This is a genomic window from Amycolatopsis sp. CA-161197 (genome assembly GCF_050942255.1).
In the GTDB taxonomy this organism is placed as follows: Bacteria; Actinomycetota; Actinomycetes; order Mycobacteriales; family Pseudonocardiaceae; genus Amycolatopsis.
Genome location: NZ_CP192059.1, coordinates 7,684,643 through 7,711,515 on the forward strand (window position 1 = coordinate 7,684,643; position 26,873 = coordinate 7,711,515).

Consider the following 26,873-nt stretch of genomic DNA (forward strand, 5'->3'; position numbering starts at 1 on the left):
GCGGCCTACGCGACCAGCCGGTAGCCGGCCTCGGTGACGGCCGCCGAGACGGCGTCCACGGCCAGCGGCTGCTCGCTGACGACCTTCACCGCACCCGACGCGAGGTCCACGTCGACTTCCCGGACACCGGCGAGCTCCCCGACCTCTTCACGCACCGCGCCGACGCAGTGCGCGCAGGTCATACCCTCGACGGTGTAGGTGGCTTCGGTCATCACCGGCTCCTTCGTGCTGTGGCTTTCCTGATCTCTTTATACCCCTTGGGGGTAGGGGTTCACCACGTGGGCCGCCTGTGGGACCGGTTACCCGGCCCGGCAGACTGCGGTGATGCGGAAGCTCTACGCGATCGGGATCGGCGCCGGCGACCCGGAACACCTCACGGTGCAGGCGATCGACCGCCTCAACCGCGTCGACGTGTTCTTCGTCCTCGACAAGGGCTCCGCGAAGGCCGACCTCGTGCAGCTGCGCCAGGACATCCTGGCGCGCTTCGTCACACGCCCCCACCGCGTGGTCACGGCCACGGATCCTTCGCGCGACCGCACACCGACCGACTACCGCGCCGCTGTCGCCGACTGGCACGAGCTCCGCGCGGACGTCTACGAGCGCCTCATCCGCGACGAGCTCGGCCCCGACGACACCGGCGCCTTCCTCGTCTGGGGCGACCCGTCGCTGTACGACAGCACCATCGCCCTCATCGAGGCAGTCCTCGCGCGCGGCAACGTCGCTTTCGACTACGAGGTGATCCCCGGCGTGAGCAGCATTTCCGCGCTGGTCGCCCGCCACCGCACGACGATGAACCAGATCGGCCGCGCCGTCCAGCTCACCACCGGCCGCCGCCTCGCCGCGGGCTGGCCCGCGGACGCCGACGACGTCTTCGTCCTGCTCGACGCCCACACCACCTTCGACCAGTTCGCCGACCAGGGGATCCACATCTACTGGGGCGCATACGTGGGGACGCCGGACGAGATCCTGCTGTCGGGCCCGCTGGACTCCGCCCTGGCGGCGCGCATCAGCTCGGTCCGTGCGGAGGCGCGGGAGAAGCACGGCTGGATCATGGACACGTATCTCCTGCGCCGGCCCCAGCGGTAAGGCGGCTCAGCCCGGCGGTGGCCGGAGGCCGTCGATCAGGAGGTTCAGCAGGCGGCCGGCCTTGGCCTCCTGCTCGCGCCGCGGGGCCACGGTGAAGATGCCGATGAGGGCGGCGGCGAGGTCTTCGGCGGTGACGTCGGAGCGCAGGTCGCCCGCCGCGCGGCCGGCGTCGAGGATCGTCGTGATGGCCGCCAGCAGTTCGGTCCGCGTCTGCGCGTGGGCGATCTCGCCCGACTCGATCATCGCGAGCAGCGTGTCGAGCATCCCGTTCTTGGTCGCGATCCAGTCGCCGAACAAGTCCATCCAGCGCCGCATCGCCGCGGCCGGGGGCAGCCGAGCGAGCAGTTCACGAGCGCCGGTCGTCAGCCGCACGACCTGATCCCGGTAGACCGCGTCGACCAGGGACTCGCGGGTCGGGAAGTGCCGGTACAGCGTGGCGATGCCGACCCCGGCCTCGCGGGCGATCGCGCGCATCGACGGCTCGGCGTCAGCCGTCACGAACACGCGAGTCGCCACCGCAAGCAGCTGCTCGCGATTACGGGTTGCGTCCGCGCGCGGCGCACGCATCTCCGCCTCAGCCAAAACGGATCACGCTCCGATTGTGTTAGGGTCGTCCATACAAACGGAGCATAGTCCGTTTCACTGCGTTCCCTCAGCCAAGGAGACAGGCATACATGAGCGATCACTTGCCCACGAGCAGGAGCAGGGCGGTGCAGCTCGATTCGTTCGGCGGCCCTGAAGTCCTGGGCGTCCGCGAGATTCCCGCTCCGCAGGCCGGCCCGGGACAGGTCCGGGTGCGGGTCACCGCGGCCGGCCTGAACCCGATGGACTGGATCATGACCGCCGACGCGGACACCGCCGCCCGGTTCGGCTTGAGCCTCCCGGCCGGGTTCGGGACCGACTACGCGGGGGTCGTCGACCAGGTCGGTGCCGAAGTGACCGGCTTCGCGCCCGGCGACCGCGTGTTCGGAGGCGCCCTGTCGCGCGCGGTCGCCGACTTCGTGGTGATCGACCCGGCCGGGGCCGCGGCGAACGAGGCCCACCACACTCCCGAGGGCGTCGACGACCGCACCGCCGCCACCTTCACCATCGCCGGCCGCACGGCCTCCGCCGCCCTCGCCGCGGTGTCGCCCGGCCCGGGCGACACCGTGCTGGTCGGCGGCGCGGGCGGCGGGGTCGGGGTCTTCGCCGTCCAGCTGGCGCGGATGGCCGGAGCGCGCGTGATCGGCACGGGATCAGCGGCGTCGTCCGAGTTCCTGCGCGAGCTGGGAGCGGAGCCGGTCACCTACGGCGACGGCCTGGCCGACCGGGTTCGAGCCCTCGCTCCCGGTGGGGTCACCGCCGCCATCGACCTGTACGGGACAGAGACACTGCACGCAGCGAGGGAACTCGGCGTTCCGGACAGCCGCATCTGCACCATCGCCACGAAAGTCGACGGGGTGCCGGCGGCCAACGGCGCGAACGCCGCTCCTGGTGCCCTGGAAGAAATCGCCCGCCTGGTCGCGGCCGGCCGGCTCCGGGTGCCGATCGCGGCGAGTTTCCCGGTCGAGCAGATCCACCGCGCGACTGAGCTCCAGGCCGGCCGGCACGTGCGCGGCAAGATCGTCATCGACCTTTAGATCAAAGTCGAAAATGGTGTGGAAATGCAGTCAGGCCCCGGGAGAACCACTGGGGTTCTCAACCGGGGCCTGACTGTCAAAGTAAGTTCGGCGGCGTCCTACTCTCCCACAACCCTTCGGTTGCAGTACCATCGGCGCTACCAGGCTTAGCTTCCGGGTTCGGAATGGGACCGGGCGTTTCCCTGGCGCTATAACCACCGAAACACTACGAAACAACACACACCGCGTCTGTCATAGACACCGGTGTGGTGTTTCAGAACCGTAGAGTGGATGCGTAACATCTTCGTAGGCAAGTCCTCGGCCTATTAGTACCAGTCAACTCAACAACACATTACTGTGCTTCCATCTCTGGCCTATCAACCCAATCGTCTTTTGGGGGCCTTAACCCACATGGGGTGGGATACCTCATCTTGGAACAGGCTTCCCGCTTAGATGCCTTCAGCGGTTATCCCTTCCGAACGTGGCCAACCAGCCATGCCCCTGGCGGGACAACTGGCACACCAGAGGTTCGTCCGTCCCGGTCCTCTCGTACTAGGGACAGCCTTCCTCAAGTATCCTACGCGCGCGGCGGATAGGGACCGAACTGTCTCACGACGTTCTAAACCCAGCTCGCGTGCCGCTTTAATGGGCGAACAGCCCAACCCTTGGGACCTACTCCGGCCCCAGGATGCGACGAGCCGACATCGAGGTGCCAAACCATGCCGTCGATATGGACTCTTGGGCAAGATCAGCCTGTTATCCCCGGGGTACCTTTTATCCGTTGAGCGACACCCCTTCCACCAGGTGGTGCCGGATCACTAGTCCCGACTTTCGTCCCTGCTCGACATGTCTGTCTCACAGTCAAGCTCCCTTGTGCACTTGCACTCAACACCTGATTGCCAACCAGGCTGAGGGAACCTTTGGGCGCCTCCGTTACTCTTTAGGAGGCAACCGCCCCAGTTAAACTACCCATCAGGCACTGTCCCTGAACCAGATCATGGCCCGAGGTTCAGATTCCCAATTCGACCAGAGTGGTATTTCAACAACGACTCCACAGTAACTAGCGTCACCGCTTCACAGTCTCCCACCTATCCTACACAAGCCGAACCGAAAACCAATACCAAACTATAGTAAAGGTCCCGGGGTCTTTCCGTCCTGCCGCGCGTAACGAGCATCTTTACTCGTAGTGCAATTTCGCCGGGCCTGTGGTTGAGACAGCCGGAAAGTCGTTACGCCATTCGTGCAGGTCGGAACTTACCCGACAAGGAATTTCGCTACCTTAGGATGGTTATAGTTACCACCGCCGTTTACTGGCGCTTAAATTCTCAGCTTCACCCCCGAAGGGATTAACCGGTCCTCTTAACGTTCCAGCACCGGGCAGGCGTCAGTCCATATACATCGTCTTGCGACTTCGCATGGACCTGTGTTTTTAGTAAACAGTCGCTTTCCGCTGGTCTCTGCGGCCACCCACCCCTAGCCTGTAAAAGGCCTCAAGGTGTTTGGCCCCCCTTCTCCCGAAGTTACGGGGGCATTTTGCCGAGTTCCTTAACCACAGTTCACCCGATCGCCTTGGTATTCTCTACCTGACCACCTGTGTTGGTTTGGGGTACGGGCCGTGCATGCACTCACTAGAGGCTTTTCTCGGCAGCATAGGATCACCCTCTTCGCCTCAAACGGCTACGCATCACGTCTCAGCCACATGGAACACGGATTTGCCTATGTTCCGGCCTACACGCTTACACCAGGACAACCATCGCCTGGCGGAGCTACCTTCCTGCGTCACCCCATCGCTTGACTACTACGAAATCAGGTCCCACGCTCCACAATGCCGGCTCCACCCGAAGGCTTCACCAACACGCTTTGGGTGGTTAGTATCAAACGCCTCGTCATGGGCGCACATGCTCGGGTACGGGAATATCAACCCGTTGTCCATCGACTACGCCTGTCGGCCTCGCCTTAGGTCCCGACTTACCCTGGGCGGATTAGCCTGGCCCAGGAACCCTTGGTCATCCGGCGGCAGAGTTTCTCACTCTGCATTCGCTACTCATGCCTGCATTCTCACTCCCACACCCTCCACGACTCGTTTACACGGCCGCTTCCCTGGATGCAGGACGCTCCCCTACCCATCAACACGACTACACAATCTTCCGAAGAAGAAAGCGGATCTATTGTGTCAATGACACAGCTTCGGCGGTGTGCTTAAGCCCCGCTACATTGTCGGCGCAGGACCACTTGACCAGTGAGCTATTACGCACTCTTTCAAGGGTGGCTGCTTCTAAGCCAACCTCCTGGTTGTCTGGGCAATCCCACATCCTTTCCCACTGAGCACACACTTAGGGGCCTTAGCTGGTGTTCTGGGCTGTTTCCCTCTCGACGACGAAGCTTATCCCCCGCCGTCTCACTGCCACACTCTCACACCACGGTATTCGGAGTTTGGTTGATTTCGGTAACCCGGTAAGGCCCCTAGACCATCCAGTAGCTCTACCCCCGTGGTGAAACATGTGACGCTGCACCTAAATGCATTTCGGGGAGAACCAGCTATCACGGAGTTTGATTGGCCTTTCACCCCTACCCACAGCTCATCCCCCAGGTTTTCAACCCTGGTGGGTTCGGGCCTCCACGACGTCTTACCGACGCTTCACCCTGGCCATGGGTAGATCACTCCGCTTCGGGTCTAGACCACGCGACTAACACGCCCTATTCAGACTCGCTTTCGCTACGGCTACCCCACACGGGTTAACCTCGCCACGCAGCACTAACTCGCAGGCTCATTCTTCAAAAGGCACGCCATCACCTATCACGGCTCTGACGGCTTGTAGGCACACGGTTTCAGGTACTCTTTCACTCCCCTCCCGGGGTACTTTTCATCTTTCCCTCACGGTACTCGTCCGCTATCGGTCTTCAGGAAGTATTTAGGCTTACCGGGTGGTCCCGGCAGATTCACAGCAAATTCCACGAGCTCGCTGCTACTCGGGAACACCACCACACAACACACACACAGTTTTCGCGTACGGGACTCTCACCCACTCCGGTCCGCCATCCCAAGCGGTTCCACTAACCATGCTGCATCATGCCCAGAGTGTCAGCTCTGAGAAGATGGGTCCCACAACACCGACCACACAACCCCTGACAGGTATCACATGCAATCGGTTTAGCCTCTTCCGCTTTCGCTCGCCACTACTCACGGAATCACGGTTGTTTTCTCTTCCTACGGGTACTGAGATGTTTCACTTCCCCGCGTTCCCTCCACACCGGCTATATATTCACCGGCGGGTAACACCACATCACTGGTGCTGGGTTTCCCCATTCGGAAATCCTCGGATCACAGCTCGGTTGACAGCTCCCCGAGGCTTATCGCAGCCTCCTACGTCCTTCATCGGCTCCTGAAGCCAAGACATCCACCATGTGCCCTTAACAACTTGACCACAAAGATGCTCGCATCCACTCTACAGTTCTCAAACACCACACCAGAAACAAACAGCTCCCAGGGCATGTGCCCCAAGGCGTGTTGCCTCAGGACCCAACAGTGCGCTTCATGAACAGCCGGCCACCCAGCATCCGTTCCCCCGCTCCACGCGAAGCAAGCTCCGCAGTACTAGACAGGAACCTCAACCACCATGTCCGGCGATAACCAGTAGTTCCACAATTCCTTGAGCAACCAGGACAAGTACACATTCGGCACTTGAGTCCCAGCCACCCCACCGAGGTTGGTCCGGGTATCCCGGCCTGGTGGATGTGTTGTGCTCCTTAGAAAGGAGGTGATCCAGCCGCACCTTCCGGTACGGCTACCTTGTTACGACTTCGTCCCAATCGCCAGTCCCACCTTCGACCACTCCCTCCCTTGCGGGTTGGGCCATGGGCTTCGGGTGTTACCGACTTTCATGACGTGACGGGCGGTGTGTACAAGGCCCGGGAACGTATTCACCGCAGCGTTGCTGATCTGCGATTACTAGCGACTCCGACTTCACGCAGTCGAGTTGCAGACTGCGATCCGAACTGAGACCGGCTTTAAGGGATTCGCTCCACCTCGCGGTATCGCAGCCCTCTGTACCAGCCATTGTAGCATGTGTGAAGCCCTGGACATAAGGGGCATGATGACTTGACGTCATCCCCACCTTCCTCCGAGTTGACCCCGGCAGTCTCCCACGAGTCCCCGCCATAACGCGCTGGCAACGTAGGATAAGGGTTGCGCTCGTTGCGGGACTTAACCCAACATCTCACGACACGAGCTGACGACAGCCATGCACCACCTGTACACCAACCACAAGGGAAGCCCCATCTCTGGGGATGTCTGGCGCATGTCAAGCCCAGGTAAGGTTCTTCGCGTTGCATCGAATTAATCCACATGCTCCGCCGCTTGTGCGGGCCCCCGTCAATTCCTTTGAGTTTTAGCCTTGCGGCCGTACTCCCCAGGCGGGGCGCTTAATGCGTTAGCTACGGCACGGACAACGTGGATGTCGCCCACACCTAGCGCCCAACGTTTACAGCGTGGACTACCAGGGTATCTAATCCTGTTCGCTCCCCACGCTTTCGCTCCTCAGCGTCAGTATCGGCCCAGAGACCCGCCTTCGCCACCGGTGTTCCTCCTGATATCTGCGCATTTCACCGCTACACCAGGAATTCCAGTCTCCCCTACCGAACTCAAGTCTGCCCGTATCGACCGCACGCTCCACGTTAAGCGTGGAGATTTCACGGCCGACGCGACAAACCGCCTACGAGCTCTTTACGCCCAATAATTCCGGACAACGCTCGCACCCTACGTATTACCGCGGCTGCTGGCACGTAGTTAGCCGGTGCTTCTTATCCAGGTACCGTCACTTGCGCTTCGTCCCTGGCGAAAGAGGTTTACAACCCGAAGGCCGTCATCCCTCACGCGGCGTCGCTGCATCAGGCTTGCGCCCATTGTGCAATATTCCCCACTGCTGCCTCCCGTAGGAGTCTGGGCCGTGTCTCAGTCCCAGTGTGGCCGGTCACCCTCTCAGGCCGGCTACCCGTCGTCGCCTTGGTAGGCCATTACCCCACCAACAAGCTGATAGGCCGCGGGTTCATCCTGCACCGCCAGAACTTTCAACAACCCCAGATGCCTGAAGTTGTGATATCCGGTATTAGACCCCGTTTCCAAGGCTTATCCCAGAGTGCAGGGCAGATTACCCACGTGTTACTCACCCGTTCGCCACTCATCCACACCCGAAGGTGCTTCAGCGTTCGACTTGCATGTGTTAAGCACGCCGCCAGCGTTCGTCCTGAGCCAGGATCAAACTCTCCAACAATGAACAGTTTGATCGAGACTATTTCTCAATCTAGTTTTCTCAAAGGAAACCCCGACGAGGGGGTTTCATATAAGCTCTACTGGCTTAGTTCACTAGCACACTGTTGAGTTCTCAAGCAACACACTTCAAGTCAATCCGCACTCAGTGCGCACCAACCATCGGCGTTGTTTCAAGCCTTTGTTGTTTGGGCCACCCACTCAATCGCCTGAGGCGAGAGCTTGGTTCGTGTCCCGGTGGCCGCCCGGTTTCCCTGGCGACTTGGAGAACTTTACATGGCCGGAAACGCCCCAAAACAGGGGGGTCCCTTAACGCGATCTTCCCAGGTCAAACCCCGTGTTATCCCCGGAAACGGCCCACCGGGGCGCCGGACACCCCGTCCAGCCGCGTCGTCGGCCGGCGAAAAACATTGCTCCGACTACATTGCGACGCATTGCACCGAGACAAAGCTCTGCCTACCGTCGGCTTCATGCCCACCCTCCACACCGGCCACGGCCCCGTCCTCACCTACGACGACCACGGCACCGGCGACCCGGCGTTGCTCCTCGTCCACGGCCACCCCTTCGACCGCTCCATGTGGCGCCCCCAGACCGAGCACTTCGCGGAACACGGCTTCCGCGTCGTCGTCCCCGACCTCCGCGGCTACGGCGCGAGCACGGGTCCTGCCGTGGCCGGCCTGAATGACTTCACCCACGACCTCATCGCGCTGGCCGACCACCTCGGCCTTGCCACCTTCGTGCTCGGCGGCCTCTCCATGGGCGGCCAGATCGCCATGCAGACCGTCGCCGACCACCCCGAGCGCGTCCGGGCACTGCTGCTCGCCGACACCTTCCCCGCCGCCGAGACCCCCGAAGGCCGCCGGAACAGACGAGCGGCCGCCGACCGGGTCGAGCAGGAAGGCATGCGCGACTACGCGACCGAGCTCCTCCCGAAGATGGTCTCCCCGCGAACCCGCGCGAAGAACCCCGAAGTCGCCGAGCACGTGCTCACGATGATGCGCACGGCCCCGCCCGCCGGCGCCGCCGCGGCACTCCGGGCCCGGGCGCTGCGCCCCGACTACCGGGTGACCCTCGAACAGGTCGCGGTCCCCACTCTGGTGACCGTCGGCAGCGAAGACGAGTTCACCCCGGTCTCCGACGCACAGCTCGTGCACGGGCTCGTGGCCGGTTCCACACTGGCGGTGCTGGAAGGCGCGGGCCACCTGCCTAACCTGGAGTCCGCGGCCGGGTTCAACGACGTGTTCGGCCGGTTCCTGAACGCACTCCGGCCCCGGCCGGACCACCAGGCGGAAGAACGGTGACCCACCCCATGAAGACCGTATTCGTGACCGGCGCGAGTGCCGGGTTCGGTGCCGCGATCACGCGCCGGTTCGTGGCCGAGGGCTCGCGGGTCGTCGCCGCGGCCCGCAGCGCCGACCGGCTCGCCGCGCTGACCTCGGAGCTCGGCGAGTCCGTGCTGCCCGTGGTGCTCGACGTGCGCGACCGCGACGCGATCGCCGCGGCCGTCGGCGCGTTGCCCGGCGACTGGGGCCGGATCGACGTGCTCGTGAACAACGCGGGCCTGGCCAAGGGCCTCGAGCCGGCGCAGGAGGCGAAGCTCGACGACTGGGACCAGATGATCGAGACCAACGTGACCGGTCTCGTGCACCTCACCCGCGCAGTGCTGCCCGGCATGGTCGAACGCGGCAGCGGCCACGTGATCAACATCGGCTCCATCGCCGGCACCTACCCCTACCCCGGCGGCAACGTCTACGGCGCGACCAAGGCGTTCGTGCACCAGTTCAGCCTCAACCTGCGCAGCGACCTGCGCGGCACCGGCGTGCGCGTGACCAACATCGAGCCCGGCATGGTCGGCGGCACCGAGTTCTCCAACGTCCGCTTCGGCGACGACGAGAAGGCCGCCAACGTGTACGCCGGCACCACCCCGCTCACGGCCGACGACATCGCCGAGTCCGTGTTCTGGGCCGCCGCGCAGCCGCCGCACGTGAACGTGAACGTCATCGAGATCATGCCGGTCGTGCAGAGCTTCTCGGCCCTGACCATCCAGCGGGACAGCCAGGGCTAGGGCGCGAACCGCTCCAGCCCGAACAGGTCGAACAACGCCTGCTGGGCCGGGTCGCGGTCGGTGAGGATGCGGCGGCTGCGCGGCCGCCCGCCCGTGGACGGGTAGCGCAGCACCGTCTCGCCGATGCCGCACAGCTGGTCGAGCAGCTCGCCCACCGACAGGTTCATCCCGGCGCGGTCGGCCTCGCGGCGCATGAGGTGGGTGACGGTGGCCGCGAGCACCGAGACCAGCGCGTGCACGGCGACGCGGTGCGGGGTCCACTCCCACCGCGGCGTCGGGCCGAGCGCGGCGGGACCGGTGAGCCAGCGGAACGTGGACTCGAGGTAGGTCCGCGCGCGATAGGCCGTGACGATCTCGGCCACCGGCCAGTCGCGGTCGGTCACGAGGATCTGCTTGCCGAAGTACTCGTCCACCAGCCGGGCGACGGCCGCCTCGTCGACCCGGCGCGTCAGCCGGATCTCGCCCGGCCGGGTGCCGCTGAGCGTCGCCTCCAGGACCCGGCCGATGCGACGGCCGCGGGTCACCCGCGAGATCTCCGAGTGGACCTGCGTGCGGTCACCGCGGTGGGTGCCGGCTTCCAGGGCCGCGGCCAGGCCGTCGAGCTCGCGGATCGCGGTGCTCAGCTCGTCGGTGAACGCGCGGTACTGAGCCGCGTACAACGTGGCCGAGTGCGTGAGGATGACCCGGCGCCGCACGCCGTCGACGGTCGCGCGGGTGTCGATCGCCGTCAGGCCGGCGAAGCGTTCCGGGTCCACCCGCCGGCGGGCCGACGCCGGCTGCGTGAGCAGCTCCGGGTGGTCGGCCGGCGGGAGCGAGCCGACGAACCCGCGCCGCGCGCCGAGGTCGAGCTGGGCGGCCTGCCCGGCGTGGAAGACGAGCGTGACGTCCGTGGCCGGGTACCGCTCGCCCAGCTCCCCCGCCAGCGCGCCGAACGTCGGCGCCGCGCCGCTTTCCCTGCGGTAGACGCGCGACGCGAGCGGGATCGCGCCGTCGCGCGTGACCACGAGGCCGAGGCCGGCGAGCGCGTCCTGGCAGGCCGAGGGCACCGTGCAGTCGGCGGCGGTGAAGGCCGCGAACTGGGGAACGTCCACCGCGAGCGCCGAGGTGCCGTCGTCGCCGAGCAGGTCGAGCACGGCTTCGGCGACCGCCGTTTCGACGCCCGTGATGCGCTCCTGCGTCAGGCGCTGCAACGCCCGCCAGTGGGCCGCCGTGGTGACGGCGGCCTTCGGCGGACGCGGGCGGACGAGGTCTTGCGCCGCGCAGCCGGCCCACCAGTCCTCGAAGCTCGCGCCCGCGCCGGTCGCGCGGTGCAGCACGGCGAGCGCGACGTGGAACCCGAGCGTGGTCTTGGCTCGCTGCGGGCCCGCCACGGCGTCGACCCGCCGGACGAGATCGAGGCGCTGGATCGTGCCCCACACGGCGGCGACGTCCCCGAACGTGCGGTGCCGCGCGCCGCCCGGTTGCGCGCCGCCGGGCAGCGCGCCGGCGATGTCCTCGGCCGTGCCGAGGTACCGCTGCGTCACCACCCGCGGCGCGCCGTCGACCCGCGCGGACTCGGCCAGGTAGTAGTACGTCCGGCCGCCGATGCGCTTCCCGATCACCGATGCCACACTTTAGGTAATACACTCCTCCCGGGTGATCGACAACCTTTCCGGGCCTCTGACCTGCGCGGATGATCGTCACTTCCGAACGGGTGAGCACGTGGCGGACAACGCACTGGCCTGCTTGCGCGAGCTGGTCCTAGCGTGACGGGAATGGCACCCGAACCCGAGTTGACCGCCCCCACCCCGTCAGCGATGCGCCGCGCGCTCGCGCGGGCCAGGGACGGGAAGACGCTCGACCTCGCCGAGGCCACCGTGCTGCTGCACGCGCGCGGTGACGACCTCAAGACGCTGTCCGAGCACGCCTCCCGCATCCGCGACGCCGGCCTCGAAGCCGCCGGGCGCGCGGGCGTCATCACCTACAGCCGCAAGGTGTTCATCCCGCTGACGCGGCTGTGCCGCGACCGCTGCGGCTACTGCACCTTCGTGACCGTGCCCGGGCGGCTCGAATCGCCGTTCCTCTCGCCGGACGAGGTCCTCGAGATCGCCCGCAAGGGCGCCGAGATGGGCTGCAAGGAAGCCCTGTTCACGCTCGGCGACCGGCCCGAGGACCGCTGGAAGGCCGCGCGCGACTGGCTCGACGCCCACGGCTACGACGACACGCTCTCCTACGTCCGCGCGATGGCCATCCGCGTGCTGGAGGAGACCGGCCTGCTGCCGCACCTGAACCCCGGCGTGCTGAGCTGGCAGGACTTCCAGCGGCTCAAGCCGGTGGCGCCGTCGATGGGCATGATGCTCGAGACGACGGCGACGCGGCTGTGGAGCGAGAAGGGCGGCCCGCACTACGGCTCGCCGGACAAGGATCCCGCCGTCCGCCTGCGCGTGCTGGAGGACGCCGGGCGCAGCTCCGTGCCGTTCACGACCGGCGTGCTGATCGGCATCGGCGAGACGCACGAGGAGCGCGCGGACGCGATGTTCGCGATCCGCAAGACCGCGCGCGAGTACGGCGGCATCCAGGAAGTCATCATCCAGAACTTCCGCGCGAAGCCGGACACGAAGATGCGCGCGACGCCGGACGCCGACCTCGAGGAGCTCGCGGCGAACATCGCCGTGGCGCGGCTCGTGCTCGGGCCGAAGATGCGCATCCAGGCGCCGCCGAACCTCATCGGCAACCAGTACGACCTGATGATCCGCGCCGGCATCGACGACTGGGGCGGCGTGTCGCCCCTGACGCCGGACCACGTGAACCCCGAGCGCGCGTGGCCGCAGATCGACCAGCTGGCCCGGCAGACGGAGAAGGCCGGCTACACGCTGCGCGAGCGGCTGACCATCTACCCCGAATACGTGAACATGGGCGAGCCGTGGCTCGACCCGCGCGTGACCCGGCACGTGGCCGCGCTCGTCGACCCCGCGACGGGGCTGGCGCGCGAGGACGCGATGCCCGTCGGGATCCCGTGGCAGGAGCCGGACGGCGGCTGGCAGCAGTCGGGCCGCACCGATCTGCACACCGAGATCGACACCACCGGCCGCACCGAGGACCGCCGCGGCGACTTCGACTCCGTCTACGGCGACTGGAAGGAAATCGGCCGCAAGATCAAGACGGGGCCGCAGAAGTTCGACACCGACATCCTGGAAGCCTTGCGCAGCGCGGAAAAGGACCCCGCCGGCCTGTCGGACGACGCCGCGCTGGCCCTGCTGCACGCCGACGGGCCCGAGCTCGACGCGCTGGCGCGCATCGCCGACGACCGGCGGCGCGAGACGGTGGGCGACGACATCACGTTCGTCGTCACACGCAACATCAACTTCACCAACGTCTGCTACACGGGTTGCCGCTTCTGCGCCTTCGCCCAGCGTCGCACCGACGCCGACGCGTACACGCTCTCGCTGGAGCAGGTCGGCGACCGCGTCGACGAGGCGTGGGCCGCGGGCGCGACCGAGATCTGCATGCAGGGCGGTATCCATCCCGACCTGCCGGGCACCGCGTACTTCGACCTCGCCGCCGAGGTCAAGCGCCGCCAGCCCGGCATCCACCTCCACTCCTACAGCCCGATGGAGGTCGTGAACGGCGCGTCGCGCACGAACCTGTCGTTGCGCGACTGGCTGATCCGCGCCAAGGAGTCCGGTGTGGACTCCCTGCCGGGCACCGCCGCCGAAATCCTCGACGACGACGTGCGGTGGGTGCTCACCAAGGGCAAGCTGCCGACGTCGGCCTGGATCGAGGTCGTGACCACCGCGCACTCGGTGGGCCTCCCGACGACGTCGACGATGATGTACGGCCACGTCGACAACCCCAGCCACTGGGTCGCGCACCTGAAGCTGCTGGCGCGCCTGCAGCGCGAGGGCATGGAGCGCAACGGCCGCCGCGGGTTCACGGAGTTCGTGCTGCTGCCCTTCATCCACCAGAGCGCACCGATCTACCTCGCCGGCCTGGCCCGCCCGGGCACCTCCCTGCGCGAGAACCGCGCCGTCCACGCCCTGGCGCGGCTGTTGCTGCACGGGACCATCGACAACATCCAGAGCTCCTGGGTGAAGCTCGGCGAGGAAGGCAGCCGGGCCGTCCTGCAGGGCGGCGTCAACGACATCGGCGGGACGCTGATGGAGGAGACCATCTCCCGGATGGCGGGGGCGTCGAACGGCTCGTACAAGACGATCAGTGACATGCGTGCGATGGTTGAGCCGCTGGGTCGGCCGTTGCGGCAGCGGACTACCGGGTACGGGGTTCCTTCGGCGGAGCGGGTCGCGGCGGCGGAGGCGTCGGATGGCGTTGCCACGGCGGTTCGGAAGCCGTTGTTGCCGCTGTTGACTTCCTGACTTGTGTTGAGTGCTGCGCCCCGGGCCGAGTTCGGTCCGGGGCGCATTCATGCGCACTGTCTCCACTCGATCGGGTGTGGACAACTGGCCTCGAGCGGGCCTGCGCACCGGGAATTGTCGGTGGTCGCCGATAGACTGAACGTGGGACGCCCCCCTCGGGAGGGCGGGGTCTGTCCGGCGATTCCCGGGGCCGGGCACAGTCCCGGGTGGGCGAGAGCTAGGTTTCCTCGCCATGGGGATCTCCAAGGCTTTGCCGGTCGTTGTCGTGGCCCTCGTGGCCGTCGGGTGCGGTTCAGGGGAGCCGCCGGCGCCGGTCACCCAGGCGCCGGTGAGCTCTTCGCGAGTCGCGCCGCCGCCTGCGTTGGCGGTGTCCGCGGGGATCGTCGAGGCCGGGCTCGGGCATCGGGCGTCGGTGTTGACGCTGACCAACAACGACGCCCAAGCGCGCACGCTGAACGGCTACCCCACCGTGCGCGTCCTCGACGGCAGCGGCAAGCCGCTGGACGTTCAGGTGCACCACGGTGTCTCGTACTTCTCGCCGGATCCCGGGCCGAAGGCGTTCACGCTGGGCCCGCACGAAAAGCTGATGAGCGTGGTGTCGTGGTCGGCCACGGTGACCTCGGGGGACACGACGACCGGCGCCGCGGTGGGCGTGGTCGCGGCGCCCGGGGAGGCCGAGCAGACCGTCCCGCTGAAGACCGACCTGGGGACGACCGGGGAGATCACCGTGACCGCCTGGATGAAAGACCTCCCGAAGTAAGGCTCAGCCGAGGATCCGCCGCAGCCACGGAGCGCGCGCTGCCCGGGCCTGCACCGAAAGCGCCGCGTCCGGGGCCGAGCCGTCGAAGCCGTGGTACGCGCCGGGCCAGACGTGGAGTTCGGTTTGGACGCCGGCTTGCAGCAGGCGGGTCGCGTAGGTGAGGACTTCGTCGCGGAAGGTTTCGGCGGTGCCGACGTCCAGGAAGGCCGGGGGAAGGCCCGAGAGGTCCGCCGCGCGGGCCGGGGCGGCGTAGGGCGAGACGTCGGGGCCGCCGCGGGCGGAACCGAGCAGGGCGGTCCAGCCGATGTCGTTGGCGGTGCGGTCCCAGACGCCGAGGCCGGCCATCTGGAACGACGACGGGGTGTCGTTGCGGTCGTCGAGCATCGGGTACAGCAGCAGCTGGCCGAGCAGCGCCGGGCCGCCGCGGTCGCGGGACAGCAGGGCCACGGCGGCCGCCAAGCCGCCGCCCGCGCTGGCGCCGCCGACGATCACGCGTGACGGGTCGACGCCCAGGGAAGCGGCGTGCTCGACTGTCCACTTCAGACCCGTGTAGCAGTCCTCGACCGGTGCGGGATGCGGGTGCTCCGGGGCGACGCGGTAGTCGACCGAGGCGAACGCGAGGCCGAGCGAAACCGCGTACTCCTTGAGCACCAGCAGGTCACGGCCGCGGTGGCCGCCGAGGATCATGCCGCCGCCGTGCATCCAGTAGAGCACCGGAGCGGGACCGGTGAGGCCCGTCGGGCGGCCGACGACGAGCGGCACCCCGGAAGCGTCCACTTCGGACAGCTCGACCGTGCCGTCGGCCGCGACCTCCTCCAGCGAGAGCTCACGCGTGGCACGCTCCTCGCGCAGGGCCGGGATCGCGGCGGCCGAGTCGAGCGCCGGCCGCTCGGCCCGCATCTGCTCCAGCACCACCTCGAGCTCGGGGTCGAACGGCAGCGGCGGCCCCACCTGCGGACGGGTCGCGGTCATCTCGGTACCTCCCAGGACGTCGTGGCTCTCGCCTGATCATCCTGGCCCGGCCGGGCCCCGCGCCACCTCCGCCAGGTGGCGGGAAATCCGGGCGCCGAGCCAGCCATGACGGCGGATGTCGAAAATTTGCGTAAGTCCGTCCGACTATTGCGATTTCCTGTCGGGAATTCGTATGATCCAGCTCACACACTGTCCCCACCAGTGCACCCGACCCCGACGAAAGGCGAGTGCTGCCCCGTGTCTCCCCTAGGTGTCTTCAGCGCGCCCGAAAAACCCACCTCGAGAAGGATCGCCGCGTTCGGCAGCGCCGTGCTCGCGGCCGCCGGCCTCACCGCCCTGACCGTGATCGCGGCTCCGGCAAACCCGGCGACAGCCACCCCGAACGCCGCCGTCGCCGGCCGCGGCGCGACCGTCCCGTTCATCGAGCAGGAAGCCGAGAACGCCGCCACCAACGGCACCGTGATCGGCCCCGACCGCAGCGCCGGCACGCTGGCCGGTGAGGCGTCCGGCCGCAAGGCGGTGACCTTGTCCGGCCAGGGCAAGTACGTCGAGTTCACCCTCACCGCCCCGTCGAACTCGCTCGACTTCCGCTACAGCCTCCCCGACAACGCCCAGGGCACCGGGATCAACGGCACGATCTCGGTCTACGTCAACGGCACCCACAACCGCGACCTCACCCTGACCTCCCGGTACGGCTGGTACTACGGCGGCTACCCCTTCAGCAACGACCCCGGTCAGGGCAAGGCGCACCACTTCTACGACGAGGTGCGCACCCTGTTCGGCACCAGCTACCCCGCCGGCACCAAGATCAAACTGCAGATCGACTCCGGCGACGTGACTCCCGCGACCGTCGACCTCGCCGACTTCGAGCAGGTCGCCGCACCCGCCGGCCAACCGGCCAACACCGTGAGCGTCACCGACTTCGGCGCCACCGCCGGCGACAGCAGCGACGACGCGGGCGCGTTCGACGCCGCCGTGGCCGCCGCGAAGAGCCAGGGCAAGCAGGTCTGGATCCCGGCCGGCTCGTTCACGCTCAACCACCACATCACCGTCGACCAGGTGACGATCCGCGGCGCCGGGCCGTGGTACTCCGAGCTGCACGGCGCCCGCGCGGGCATCTTCGGCAAGGGCGAGCCGGCCAGCTGCTCCACCCCGACGTACCCCGGCAACGCGGCGGTGCCCGGCAGCAGCACGAACGTGGGACTCTACGACTTCGCGATCATCGGCGACGTCCAGGCCCGCGTCGACTGCGACCAGGCCAACGCCATCGGCGGTGCGCTCGGCGGTGGTTCGGTCGTGCAGAACCTGTGGCTGCAGCACACGAAGGTCGGGCTCTGGCTCGACGGGCCCTTCGACGGGCTCACCGTGCGCGGCAACCGCATCCTCGACCAGACGGCCGACGGGCTCAACCTGCACCAGGGCATCAGCAACACGCTGGTGACGAACAACTTCCTGCGCAACACCGGCGACGACGGCCTGGCCATGTGGGCCGAGCACGACGCCGACCACCACAACACGTTCTCGTTCAACACGGTGCTGCTGCCGATCCTCGCGAACAACATCGCGATCTACGGCGGCCACGACAACACCGTGTCCGACAACGTGGTGGCCGACAACCAGGACCAGGGCGGCGGCATCCACGTGGCCAACCGGTTCAGCGCCGTGCCGCTGTCGGGCACCACGACCGTCACGCGCAACACCGCGATCCGCACCGGCGTGCTCGACTCCAACTGGCAGTTCGGCGTCGGCGCGCTGTGGTTCGACGGGCGCGACTCGGCCATCACCGGCCGCATCGACGTGGTGGACAACGACCTGCTCGACAACAACTACGAGGGCGTGCAGTTCATCGACGGCGCCACCACCGACGTGCACTTCGACGGCCTGCGGATCACCGGCGCGGGCACGTTCGCGTGGCAGCTGCAGTCCAAACCGAGCGGTACGGTCAAGAACGTCGTCGCGACGAACATCGGCCGCGCGGGCGTCTACAACTGCATGGGCCCGGACGCGCTCACGGGCCTGGCCGACCAGGGCGGCAACTCGGGCTGGACCACCACGTTCTGCGGTTCGTGGCCGACGCCGGTCTACAACGGCGACAACGGCGGCACGACTCCCCCGACGACGCCCACCACTCCGACCACGCCGACGACACCCACCACGCCCACCCAGCCCCCGAGCGGAAACCTGGCCCTGCACAAGACCACCACGGCCAGCGGCTCCCAGGGCGGCTTCCCGCCGGGCAACGCCGTGGACGGCAACGCGAGCAGCTACTGGGAAAGCAGCAACAACGCGTTCCCGCAGACGCTGACCGTCGACCTCGGCAGCGCCCTGAACGTCGGCCGGCTCGTGCTCAAGCTGCCGCCGTCGAACGACTGGGGCGCGCGCACGCAGACGCTCACCGTGCAGGGCAGCACCAACGGATCGTCGTTCACCACGCTCAAATCCGAGGCCGGCTACCGCTTCGACCCGGCCGGCGGCAACACCGCCACCGTCTCCTTCAGCTCCACCAGCACCCGCTACCTGCGCCTGACCTTCGCCGGCAACACCGGCTGGCCGGCCGGGCAGCTGTCCGAGCTCGAGGCCTACGCGTCCTGACCCGCTCCGGAAAATCCCCAGAAAGGACAAAGATGTCCCCCACCTCAGCACGACCCAGGGCGGCCTTGCTGGCCGCGGCGCTGGTGTCCTCCGGGCTGACCGTGTTCGCGGTCGGCTCGGGCACCCCCGCCGCGGCGGCGACCTGCCCGGCCACGGCGTCCGGCGGTGCGAGCGTTCCGTTCCGGACGGTCGAGGCCGAATGCAGCGCCACCAACGGTTCCGCCGTCGGCCCCGATTACACGCAGGCCACGGTGGCCTCCGAAGCGTCCGGCCGCCAGGCCGTGCGGCTCGGGCAGGGCCAGTACGTGGAGTTCACGCTGCCGGCCGCGGCCAACTCGGTCAACGTCCACTACAACCTGCCCGACGGCAGCTCCGGCCGGATGTCGGTGTACGTCAACGGGACCAAGCTCGGCAGCGGGCTTTCCGTGACGTCGCAGTACACCTACACCGACACCCCCGGCATCCCGGGCGCGAAGACCCACCACTTCTTCGACGACGCGCGCCTGCTGTTCGGCCAGAACGCCGCCGCCGGCGCGAAGGTCAAGGTGCAGCTGGACTCCGGAGACGTCGGGCAGGCCACCATCGACCTCGCCGACTTCGAACAGGTCGGCGGCGCCGGCGCGCAACCGGCCGGCTCGCTGTCGGTCACCGACTACGGCGCCACCGCCAACGACTCCGGCGACGACACGCAAGCTTTCCGCAACGCGTTGCAAGCCGCCCGGCAGCAGGGCAAGGAAGTCTGGGTGCCGAGCGGCCGCTTCGAGATCGGCTCGGCCCTGCAGATCGACCAGACCACCGTGCGTGGCGCCGGGCAGTGGTACACGGTGCTGCACGGCAACAACATCTTCAACAACGGCAGCGCGTCCGGGAACATCAAGCTCTACGACTTCGCCGTGTTCGGCTCGGTCTCCGAGCGCAACGACTCCAGCCCGGACAACGCCTTCCACGGCGTGCTCGGCAACGGCTCGGTCGTCTCGGGGCTGTGGATCCAGGACACCAAGTGCGGCCTGTGGCTGATGAACGGCGCGTCCTCGAACCTCGCGATCGAGAACAACCGCATCCTCGACACGCAGGCCGACGGCGTGAACTTCGACGGCGCCGTCACGAATTCGGCGATCCGCAACAACTACCTGCGCAACAACGGTGACGACGCGCTCGCGCTGTGGTCCAACGGCCAGGCCGACTCCGGCATCACCATCGCGAACAACACCGTGGTGCAGCCGAACCTGGCCAACGGCATCGCCCTCTACGGTGGCTCGAACAACACCGTCAGCGGCAACCTCATCCAGGACACCAACGCGCTCGGCGGCGGCTACCTCGTGGCCAACCGGTTCAACTCGGTGCCGCTCTCGGGCACGGTCACGCTGACGAACAACACCGCGCTGCGGGCCGGGGCGCTCGACCCCAACTGGCAGTTCGGCGTCGGCGCGCTGTGGTTCGACGCTCGTGACCAGGCCATTTCCGGCGTGAACATCCGCGTCAACGGCTTCACGGCCATCGACAGCCCGTACGAGGCGATCCAGTTCATCGACGGCAACGGCGCGGGCAAGCAGGTCAGCGGCATCACCATCGACGGCGTCACCGTGCGCGGCACGGGCACGTTCGTCGCGCAGTCGCAGACGCAGGGCACGGTGTCGATCAGCAACCTCACGGCGTCGGGCGTCGGCGTCGTCGGCACGTACAACTGCCCCTACCCGAGCTCGATCCCGAAGATGACCTTCAACGGCTCGGGCAACAGCGGCTGGACCGGCACCTGGAGCGACTGCTCCAGCTGGCCCGCGCCGAACTCCGGCCCGCCGCAGCCGCCGCAGTCGGGCGCGAACATCGCGCGGGGCAAGGCCATCACGGCCAGTGGTTCGCAGGGCGGCTTCCCGCCGGGCAACGCCGTGGACGGCAACGCGAGCACGTATTGGGAGAGCACGAACAACGCGTTCCCGCAGACGCTCACCGTCGACCTCGGTGACGCGGCGGCGATCAACAAGGTGACGCTCAAGCTGCCGCCGTCCAACGACTGGGGCGCCCGCACCCAGACGCTCACCGTGCAGGGCAGCACCGACGGCGGTTCGTGGACGACGCTGGTCGCCTCGCGCGGCTGGAACTTCAGCCCGTCGTCGGGCAACACCGCGTCGGCGAGCTTCGGCACGACGACCCAGCGCTTCGTGCGCGTGACCATCACCGGCAACACCGGCTGGCCGGCCGGGCAGGTCTCGGAACTGGAGGTGGCCGCGGCGTAGGGCAAGCGGGGGCTCCCCGGCCACGGTCTCGACCGGGGAGCCCCTCCTTCACACCGCAGGCACCGCTTCCCGCTCGGCGACCTCGGCCGTCCGCCGGGCCCGCCGTCCCAGGTAGAGGATCAGCACCGCGCACACCAGCATCGGTCCGGACAACGCCAGGAAGATCGCCGCCGGAGACCAGGCAGCGGCCACCGCCGCGCCGACGACCAGCGGGCCGAGGATCCCGCCGAGCCGGCCGATGCCCAGCGCCCAGCCGACGCCCGTCGAGCGGATGTTGACCGGGTACACCACGGCGGCCAGCGCGATCAGCGCCTTCTGGCCACCGCTGACCCCGCAGCCGACGAGGAACATCGCCGCCAGCAGGAGCCACACCGGCGCGTGGAACGCCGGCCCGGTCACCGCGAGGAACACCGCGCCCACCACGAACAACGCGCCCAGCGAACCGAACGCGCCCAGACGGTCCATCGCCGGACCCACCACGAGCGCGACGGCGATGCCGCCGACCGTGGTGAGGCTCGTGGCCGTGACCACCGTGCCGTTGGCGAAGCCGAGGTCCGTGAGCATCGTCGGCAGCCAGCTCTGCAACGCGTAGAACTCGCCGAGGTTGACGGCGAACACGACCCACAGCAGCACCGTGCTCAGCACCCCGCCGTTGGCCAGCAGCGCCTTCAGCTTCACGCGGCCACCGGCTTCGGCCGCGTCGACGGTCACCGGCTGCGTCTCCGCCGGCAGCGCCGGGTCGATGCGGCGGCACAGGCGGTAGGCGCGTGCGGAGTTCGCGCCGCGGCCCACCAGGAACACGAGCGACTCCGGCAGGAACTTCAGCATCAGCGGGATGATCACCAGCGGCGCCAGCGCACCCACGAGGAACACCGAGCGCCAGCCGGCCGTCGGCACGAGCCAGCCCGACACGACCCCGGCCACGACGAACCCGAGCGAGAACCCGCAGTAGATCGCCAGCACGAAGCTCGCCCGCAGGCGTTTCGGCGTGTACTCGGCGGTGAGCGCGACCGCGCTGGGCGCCGCCGCACCGAGGCCGATGCCCGTGATCAGCCGCAGCACGACGAGCTCGGCCACGCCGCCGACCCACACGGACACGAGGCTCGCCAGCGCGAACAACGCCGTGCCCGCGATCACGAGCCGCCGGTGGCCGAACCGGTCGGAAAGCGGCGAAAGCACGAGGTAGCCGATCATCAGGCCGACCAGCGCCGAGGAGAAGATCGGGCCGAGCACCGCGACCTTCAGCCCCCAGTCCTTCGCGATGTGCGGGGCGAGGTAGTTGATGGCTTGTGTGTCGAAGCCGTCGAAGAACATCACGAGCCCGCACAGCACCACCGTGCCGTACTGGAACGGGCTCACGCGCTTGCCGTCGACGAATCCGGTCAGCCGGACCCCGGCCGTCACCGGGTGCCGGCCAGCAGGTCGGCCACCTCACGCGGGTGCGTCAGCGGCGCCAGGTGCGGGGCGTCGAGGCGCACGACGTGGTCGGCACCGGCGGCCATTTTCTCCTGGTCCACCGCGAAAATCGCCTGGTCGCGCTCGCAGACGACGTAGGTGACCGGGTGCGTGCGCGCCGGTTCGCTTGCGGGCTGGGTGAAGGTGACGGCAGCGTGCGCGTGGCGCTGCTCGTGGACGCCGGCGAACACGGCTTCGTCGAGGTCCGGGGCGAGGACCTTGCGGGCCAGCGCGTGGTCGCCGGTGACGTGCAGCGTGCCGTCTTCGCGGGGAACGATCCACTCTTCCGGATGCGGCGAGCGGATGTCGAGCAGGTTTTCGCCGCGGCGCGGCCGGAACGCCGCGAGGAACACGGTGTGGCGCACGCGCGGGTGGTCGGCCAGCTCGCCGACGACGATGCCGCCGTAGGAATGCCCGACCAGCACGACGTCACGGTCGAGACCGTCGATGAGGTCACGCACGTGGGCGACGTCCGCGGCCACGTCGCCGAACGCGGCCGGGTCCGGTCCCCCGCTGGGCAGCTGCTCCACGACGTGCGTCTCGTGGCCCTGCTCACGCAGCGCGGCGGCCACTTCCCGCCAGCTCCAGCCGGCGTACCAGGCGCCGTGGACGAGCACGAAGTCCATGAGATTCTCCTTTGAATCGTGGTGGGATCAAACGACAGTTGAAGTCAGAACAGCGGTCAGGCGGGAACGGTGGGCTCGGCGGCGGCCACGAACGAGTCGGCCAGGAAGCTCTCGGCCGGAAGGCCGCCGCGGCCGGTGAGCAGGTCGTGGGCGTCGGTGGTCATCGCTTCGCTGCCGCAGGCGTACGTGCGATGCCCGGCCAGCTCCGGGTGGTCGGCCAGCGCGGCGTGCTGGACGTGGCCGGTGGCGCCGGACCAGGTCTTGCCGGGGCGGGAAAGCACTGGCGTGTAGGCGAACCAGCTGTGCCGGGCCGCCCAGCGTTCCGGCAGCTCGGCCAGGTAGAGGTCCTCCTCCGTGCGCGCGCCCCAGTACAGGTGCACGGGCCGGGTGCGGCGGCGCGCGATGAGGTCGAGCACGATCGACTGGATCGGCGCGAAGCCCGTGCCCGTGGCGAGCAGGAGAATCGGCCCGTCGCCGTCGTCGAGGACGAACTCGCCGAACGGTGTCTCGACGTCGAGCGTGTCGCCGGGTCGCAGCGCCCCCACGGTGTGCTCGGAGAATCGCCCGCCCGGTTCGGTGCGGACGTGCAGCTGCACCGCGTCGTTGTGGTGCGGCGGGTTGGCCAGCGAATACGGGCGCGGTTCGTCGTCCGGCAGCTGCACCTCCAGGAACTGCCCGGCCCGGAACGGCGCGCGCCGCCCGATCGGGAACCGCAGGTCGAGCAGGGTGACGCGGGGCGCGGGCCGGCGGATGCGGTGCACCACCGTGGTGAGCTTCTTGCGCCGCGGCGGCTCGCTGCGTTCGATGCGGCGCGGCCGGACCACGACCGGGCCCTGGGGTTCGGCGCGGCAGAGCAGCACCCCGTCAGCCGGTCCTGTCAGCTCACCGCGGCCGCGCACGACCACCGAACCCGCGACGAGCGAACCGGTGCACGACGTGCAGACGCCCTTGCGGCACGAGTACGGGATGGCCCAACCCGCGTTCTCGGCGGCTTCGAGCACGGTTTGCCCGTCGTCGCACGGGATCTCGACGTCCGTGTCCGCCACGGTGATCATGCGGTGGTCTCCTTCGTTCGTCCGAACAGGCCGAGCGCGCGAACCACGGCCGTGGGGTCGGCGACGCCCCGGCCGGCGATGTCGAACGCCGTGCCGTGGCCGACGCTGCAGAACGGCACGCCGGCGCCCACGGTCAACGCGGTCGAGGTGCGGCCGGCCAGCAGCTTGACCGGGATGTGGCCCTGGTCGTGGTACAGCGCGACGAACCCGTCGTGGCCCGGGGTGGTGAGCGCGACGTCGGCGCCGGTGGGGCCGACCGCGTCGATGCCTTGCGCGACAAGCGAAGCCACGGCCGGTGCGGTGATGCGCTCGTCGTCGCTGCCGAACAGGCCGCCCTCGCCCGCGTGCGGGTTGACGCCGAAGACGCCGATGCGCGGGGCAGCGACGCCGAAACTCCGCAGGGCCTCCCCCAACGCTTTCCCGGCCGCGGTGACCAGCTCCGGGGTGAGCCGGGCGAGGGCGTCGGCGAGGCGTTCGTGGAGGGTCGCGTGCACGATGTTCAGGCCACCGCCCGAGAGCAGCAGGAACACGCGGTCCTCGGGCACGCCGGTGAGCTGCGCGATCAGCGGCGGGTAGCCGCGGAACGGGATGCCCGCGGCGTGCACGGCCGTCTCCGAGTGGGGGCAGGCGACCACGCCGCGGTACCCGCCGCCGAGGGCGAGCGTGACGGCTTCGGTGACGTAGCGGACGGCCGCCGCGCCCGCCTCCGCGCTGAGCACACCCGGCCGGAACTCGTCCGGCGGCAGGTGCCCGACGGCCACTAGGTCGAGCACGCCGTCCTCGGGCGGGAGGCCGGGTGTGTGCTCCCGCAGCCGGAACCCCTTGGCGGCGGCCAGATCCGCGAGCACGTGGTGGTCGCCCACGAGCACCGGCGGGTCCTCGGCCCGGGCGGCGGCCGCGACGGCGATCTCCGGTCCGATGCCGTTGGGGTCACCGATGACCAGCAGTACGCGGCTCACAGCGGCAGCGCCAGCAGGGTGTCGATCTCCTTGCTGTCGCACACGACCACGCGCTCGCGCAGCAGAGCCTGGTCGCCCTCGACGCGGTAGCGGTCGACATAAAGACCGCTGGCGAACAGGTCGGTCGGCCCGCCGCCGGTCACGCGCAGCACGAAGAACGGCGTCTCGCTCTCGACGTCGCCACCCGACTCGGTGAGGATCGCGGGCTGGCCGAGCATGTGGCGGTACACGTGCGGCTCGTAGATGTTGGCTTCCTTGAGCGCCGACACGCGGTCCTTCAGCATGCCGCGGGTGTCGGCCCAGATCAGGCCGGCGGGCAGGCCGCGGGCGTAGTTGTCGGCCGTGGTCACGCGGTAGTGGCAGTCTTCGGTGAAGAACGTGGGCCAGTCTTCGAGCGGCCCGTCGTCGATGCAGCGGGCGTAGTGCGCCTGGGCACGGGCGATGGCGACCTGGTTGTCCATCAGGCACGCACCACCCGGGTGCGCTCGTGCCGGCCGATCTCGGGCAGGGGCGCGTCGTCGTCGGGCACGAAACCCATCGACTCGCGGTAGGCCAGCCAGAACCCGCGGACCGACGCCTCCGTGACGCGGCTTTCGCTCGACTCCGCCGTGTCGCCGCCCATCTGCAGCGTCGCGTACTCGTCGGACGCGCCGGCGATCCCGCGCTGCACGAAGCCGCCGATGCCACCGTCCTCCATGGACACGTAGCCGGCGGGACCGACCAGGTTGGACTGTTTCATCCGGACCAGCCGCTGCTCCTCGGTGTCGGACTCGAAGCCGAGGTAGGTCCAGTTGAGCAGCGTGTCGTCGGTGCCGCGCGGGAGAATCTGGCGCACGGCCACGGAGTTCTGGATCTGCTGCAGCACGAAGCCGGGGTAGACCGAGAGGATCTGCAGCGTCACGTCGTCGCCGACCTCACTGAAGCCCTCCAGCAGCGAGGGATCGGCGAGGCTGTATTCGCTGTCGGACCGGATGTTCTGGTCGCGGTACTCGGTGGACTCCGTGACGCTGCGGTCGATGGCCGAGTAGCTCACGTGGTGGCCGCCGGACTCGTCGACGATGATCGCGCCCCGCTGCGAAAGCCGGTTGATGCCGAACGTCGTGAAGAACAAGTGCAGGATGCTGGCGTGGTAGGAGTCGCGGACGTTCTCCGCGTACAGCTTCCAGTTGTTCGGCAGGCGCTGCGCGAACCGGCCCAGCACCACGGGCTTGCGGCCGCCGAGCACGCGGTCGATGCGGTCGAGGATCTCCTGGCCGAGGTACTCCTCGATGTCGGGCAGGTCGTTGGACAGCGTGCCGAACACCAGCCCGTGGACCACGGCGATGCGCAGCTTGCGCGGTCCGTGGTCCGACAGGCAGAAGTTCGGCGGCATCCCGCCCTTGCCGCCCACACCCTCGGCGAACGCGACGGCCGTGAGGTCGCCCTGCAGGTTGTAGGTCCAGGCGTGGTAGACGCAGGTGAAGTCGCGGGCCTTGCCGTGGTCGGCCATCGCGATCAGCGCGCCGCGGTGGGCGCAACGGTTTTCGAACGCGTACACCTCGCCGTCGACGTCGCGCGTCACCAGCACCGGCTGTTCGCCGATGAAGGTCGCGCAGAAGTCGCCGGGCTCGGCCAGCTCGGCCTCGAGGCACAGGTAGCTCCAGTGCGGGCCGTGGAAGATCCGGTCCTGCTCGGCGCGGTACACCGCCTCGTCCTGGAAGACCCAGTACGGCACCCGGGTCAGCGACCGCGGCCAGCTGCGGTCGGGTGCGCGGCCCGCAGTGGTCCCCGTGAGGCGATCCATCGTCGGTTCCTCCTCGCCCGGGGCGCCGCTCGACAGCTCGCGGCACCCCTGATAGTGTTCGAATAACGAA

The 26,873-nt window shown here is 68.2% G+C and carries 18 protein-coding genes and 3 rRNA genes; 8 read left to right on the forward strand and 13 right to left on the reverse strand.

The genetic code is table 11. The features are described 5' to 3' along the window. Positions 1 to 5: 5 nt before the first annotated feature. Positions 6 to 212, reverse strand: a complete 207-nt coding sequence (locus tag ACQPXB_RS36315; RefSeq protein WP_220243038.1) for a heavy-metal-associated domain-containing protein — start codon at positions 210 to 212, stop codon at positions 6 to 8. A gap of 112 nt (positions 213 to 324) precedes the next feature. Between ACQPXB_RS36315 and cobF the strand changes: the two genes are divergently transcribed. After that, positions 325 to 1,086 carry a precorrin-6A synthase (deacetylating) gene (cobF, locus tag ACQPXB_RS36320; protein ID WP_432846053.1) on the forward strand — a complete coding sequence of 254 codons (762 nt, stop codon included), beginning with the start codon at positions 325 to 327 and terminating at the stop codon, positions 1,084 to 1,086. A gap of 6 nt (positions 1,087 to 1,092) precedes the next feature. Here the strand turns inward: cobF and ACQPXB_RS36325 are convergent, their stop codons facing one another. Further along, a complete protein-coding gene (locus tag ACQPXB_RS36325; protein ID WP_432846054.1) occupies positions 1,093 to 1,668 on the reverse strand; it encodes a TetR/AcrR family transcriptional regulator in 576 nt (191 codons plus the stop codon). 92 nt (positions 1,669 to 1,760) lie between these two features. Here ACQPXB_RS36325 and ACQPXB_RS36330 point away from each other — a divergent pair, with 92 nt between their 5' ends. Further along, positions 1,761 to 2,705 (forward strand): NADP-dependent oxidoreductase, encoded by a 945-nt coding sequence (locus tag ACQPXB_RS36330; RefSeq protein ID WP_432846055.1) that lies wholly within the window; start codon positions 1,761 to 1,763, stop codon positions 2,703 to 2,705. Positions 2,706 to 2,790: 85 nt separating this feature from the next. Here ACQPXB_RS36330 and rrf read toward each other — a convergent pair. From rrf to ACQPXB_RS36345, 3 genes are all read right to left on the reverse strand, one after another. Further along, a 5S ribosomal RNA gene (rrf, locus tag ACQPXB_RS36335) occupies positions 2,791 to 2,907 on the reverse strand. Between the two features lie 83 nt (positions 2,908 to 2,990). After that, positions 2,991 to 6,109: ribosomal RNA gene (locus tag ACQPXB_RS36340) — 23S ribosomal RNA — on the reverse strand. 326 nt (positions 6,110 to 6,435) lie between these two features. Then, positions 6,436 to 7,954, reverse strand: a 16S ribosomal RNA gene (locus ACQPXB_RS36345). The 16S, 23S and 5S rRNA genes sit together here, the layout of an rRNA operon. A 466-nt stretch (positions 7,955 to 8,420) precedes the next feature. Between ACQPXB_RS36345 and ACQPXB_RS36350 the strand changes: the two genes are divergently transcribed. Next, positions 8,421 to 9,251: an alpha/beta fold hydrolase gene (locus ACQPXB_RS36350; protein ID WP_432846056.1), complete on the forward strand. Its 831-nt coding sequence runs from the start codon at positions 8,421 to 8,423 to the stop codon at positions 9,249 to 9,251. Positions 9,252 to 9,259: 8 nt separating this feature from the next. Beyond that, positions 9,260 to 10,015, forward strand: coding sequence for an SDR family oxidoreductase (locus tag ACQPXB_RS36355; protein ID WP_366590644.1), 756 nt, complete (start codon positions 9,260 to 9,262; stop codon positions 10,013 to 10,015). On the opposite strand, the gene ACQPXB_RS36360 is transcribed toward ACQPXB_RS36355, so the two are convergent. Then, the gene (locus tag ACQPXB_RS36360; RefSeq protein WP_432846057.1) at positions 10,012 to 11,625 is read right to left on the reverse strand and encodes an IS1634 family transposase; all 1,614 of its coding nucleotides are present in this window, start codon (positions 11,623 to 11,625) and stop codon (positions 10,012 to 10,014) included. The genes ACQPXB_RS36355 and ACQPXB_RS36360 overlap by 4 nt on opposite strands. Before the next feature lie 186 nt (positions 11,626 to 11,811). On the opposite strand from ACQPXB_RS36360, the gene ACQPXB_RS36365 reads away from it, so the two are divergent. Both ACQPXB_RS36365 and ACQPXB_RS36370 read left to right on the forward strand, forming a co-directional pair. Continuing rightward, entirely contained in the window at positions 11,812 to 14,367 is a 2,556-nt protein-coding gene (locus ACQPXB_RS36365) for a bifunctional FO biosynthesis protein CofGH (RefSeq protein WP_432856921.1), read from the forward strand. A 232-nt stretch (positions 14,368 to 14,599) separates the two neighbouring features. Further along, a complete protein-coding gene (locus ACQPXB_RS36370) occupies positions 14,600 to 15,127 on the forward strand; it encodes a DUF4232 domain-containing protein (protein ID WP_432846058.1) in 528 nt (175 codons plus the stop codon). Positions 15,128 to 15,130: 3 nt separating this feature from the next. On the opposite strand, the gene ACQPXB_RS36375 is transcribed toward ACQPXB_RS36370, so the two are convergent. Next, a complete protein-coding gene (locus ACQPXB_RS36375) occupies positions 15,131 to 16,099 on the reverse strand; it encodes an alpha/beta hydrolase (RefSeq protein ID WP_432846059.1) in 969 nt (322 codons plus the stop codon). A 237-nt stretch (positions 16,100 to 16,336) separates the two neighbouring features. Between ACQPXB_RS36375 and ACQPXB_RS36380 the strand changes: the two genes are divergently transcribed. Next, entirely contained in the window at positions 16,337 to 18,691 is a 2,355-nt protein-coding gene (locus ACQPXB_RS36380) for a discoidin domain-containing protein (protein WP_432846060.1), read from the forward strand. A 32-nt stretch (positions 18,692 to 18,723) separates the two neighbouring features. Continuing rightward, entirely contained in the window at positions 18,724 to 20,925 is a 2,202-nt protein-coding gene (locus tag ACQPXB_RS36385; protein ID WP_432846061.1) for a discoidin domain-containing protein, read from the forward strand. Between the two features lie 48 nt (positions 20,926 to 20,973). Here the strand turns inward: ACQPXB_RS36385 and ACQPXB_RS36390 are convergent, their stop codons facing one another. The 6 genes from ACQPXB_RS36390 to ACQPXB_RS36415 are packed head-to-tail and all read right to left on the reverse strand — an operon-like array spanning position 20,974 to position 26,803. Beyond that, positions 20,974 to 22,329, reverse strand: a complete 1,356-nt coding sequence (locus ACQPXB_RS36390) for an MFS transporter (RefSeq protein WP_432846062.1) — start codon at positions 22,327 to 22,329, stop codon at positions 20,974 to 20,976. Continuing rightward, the gene (locus tag ACQPXB_RS36395) at positions 22,326 to 23,006 is read right to left on the reverse strand and encodes an alpha/beta fold hydrolase (protein ID WP_432846063.1); all 681 of its coding nucleotides are present in this window, start codon (positions 23,004 to 23,006) and stop codon (positions 22,326 to 22,328) included. Before ACQPXB_RS36395 ends, ACQPXB_RS36390 begins: the two co-directional genes overlap by 4 nt. Positions 23,007 to 23,062: 56 nt before the next feature. Next, entirely contained in the window at positions 23,063 to 24,061 is a 999-nt protein-coding gene (locus ACQPXB_RS36400; RefSeq protein ID WP_432846064.1) for a 2Fe-2S iron-sulfur cluster-binding protein, read from the reverse strand. Continuing rightward, complete coding sequence (locus ACQPXB_RS36405; protein WP_432846065.1) at positions 24,058 to 25,020, reverse strand: PdxA family dehydrogenase; 963 nt, start codon at positions 25,018 to 25,020, stop codon at positions 24,058 to 24,060. Before ACQPXB_RS36405 ends, ACQPXB_RS36400 begins: the two co-directional genes overlap by 4 nt. After that, positions 25,017 to 25,481, reverse strand: a complete 465-nt coding sequence (locus ACQPXB_RS36410) for an aromatic-ring-hydroxylating dioxygenase subunit beta (protein WP_432846066.1) — start codon at positions 25,479 to 25,481, stop codon at positions 25,017 to 25,019. The genes ACQPXB_RS36405 and ACQPXB_RS36410 overlap by 4 nt, the downstream gene beginning before the upstream one ends. Further along, complete coding sequence (locus ACQPXB_RS36415) at positions 25,481 to 26,803, reverse strand: aromatic ring-hydroxylating dioxygenase subunit alpha (RefSeq protein ID WP_432846067.1); 1,323 nt, start codon at positions 26,801 to 26,803, stop codon at positions 25,481 to 25,483. The genes ACQPXB_RS36410 and ACQPXB_RS36415 overlap by 1 nt, the downstream gene beginning before the upstream one ends. Positions 26,804 to 26,873: the final 70 nt, after the last annotated feature.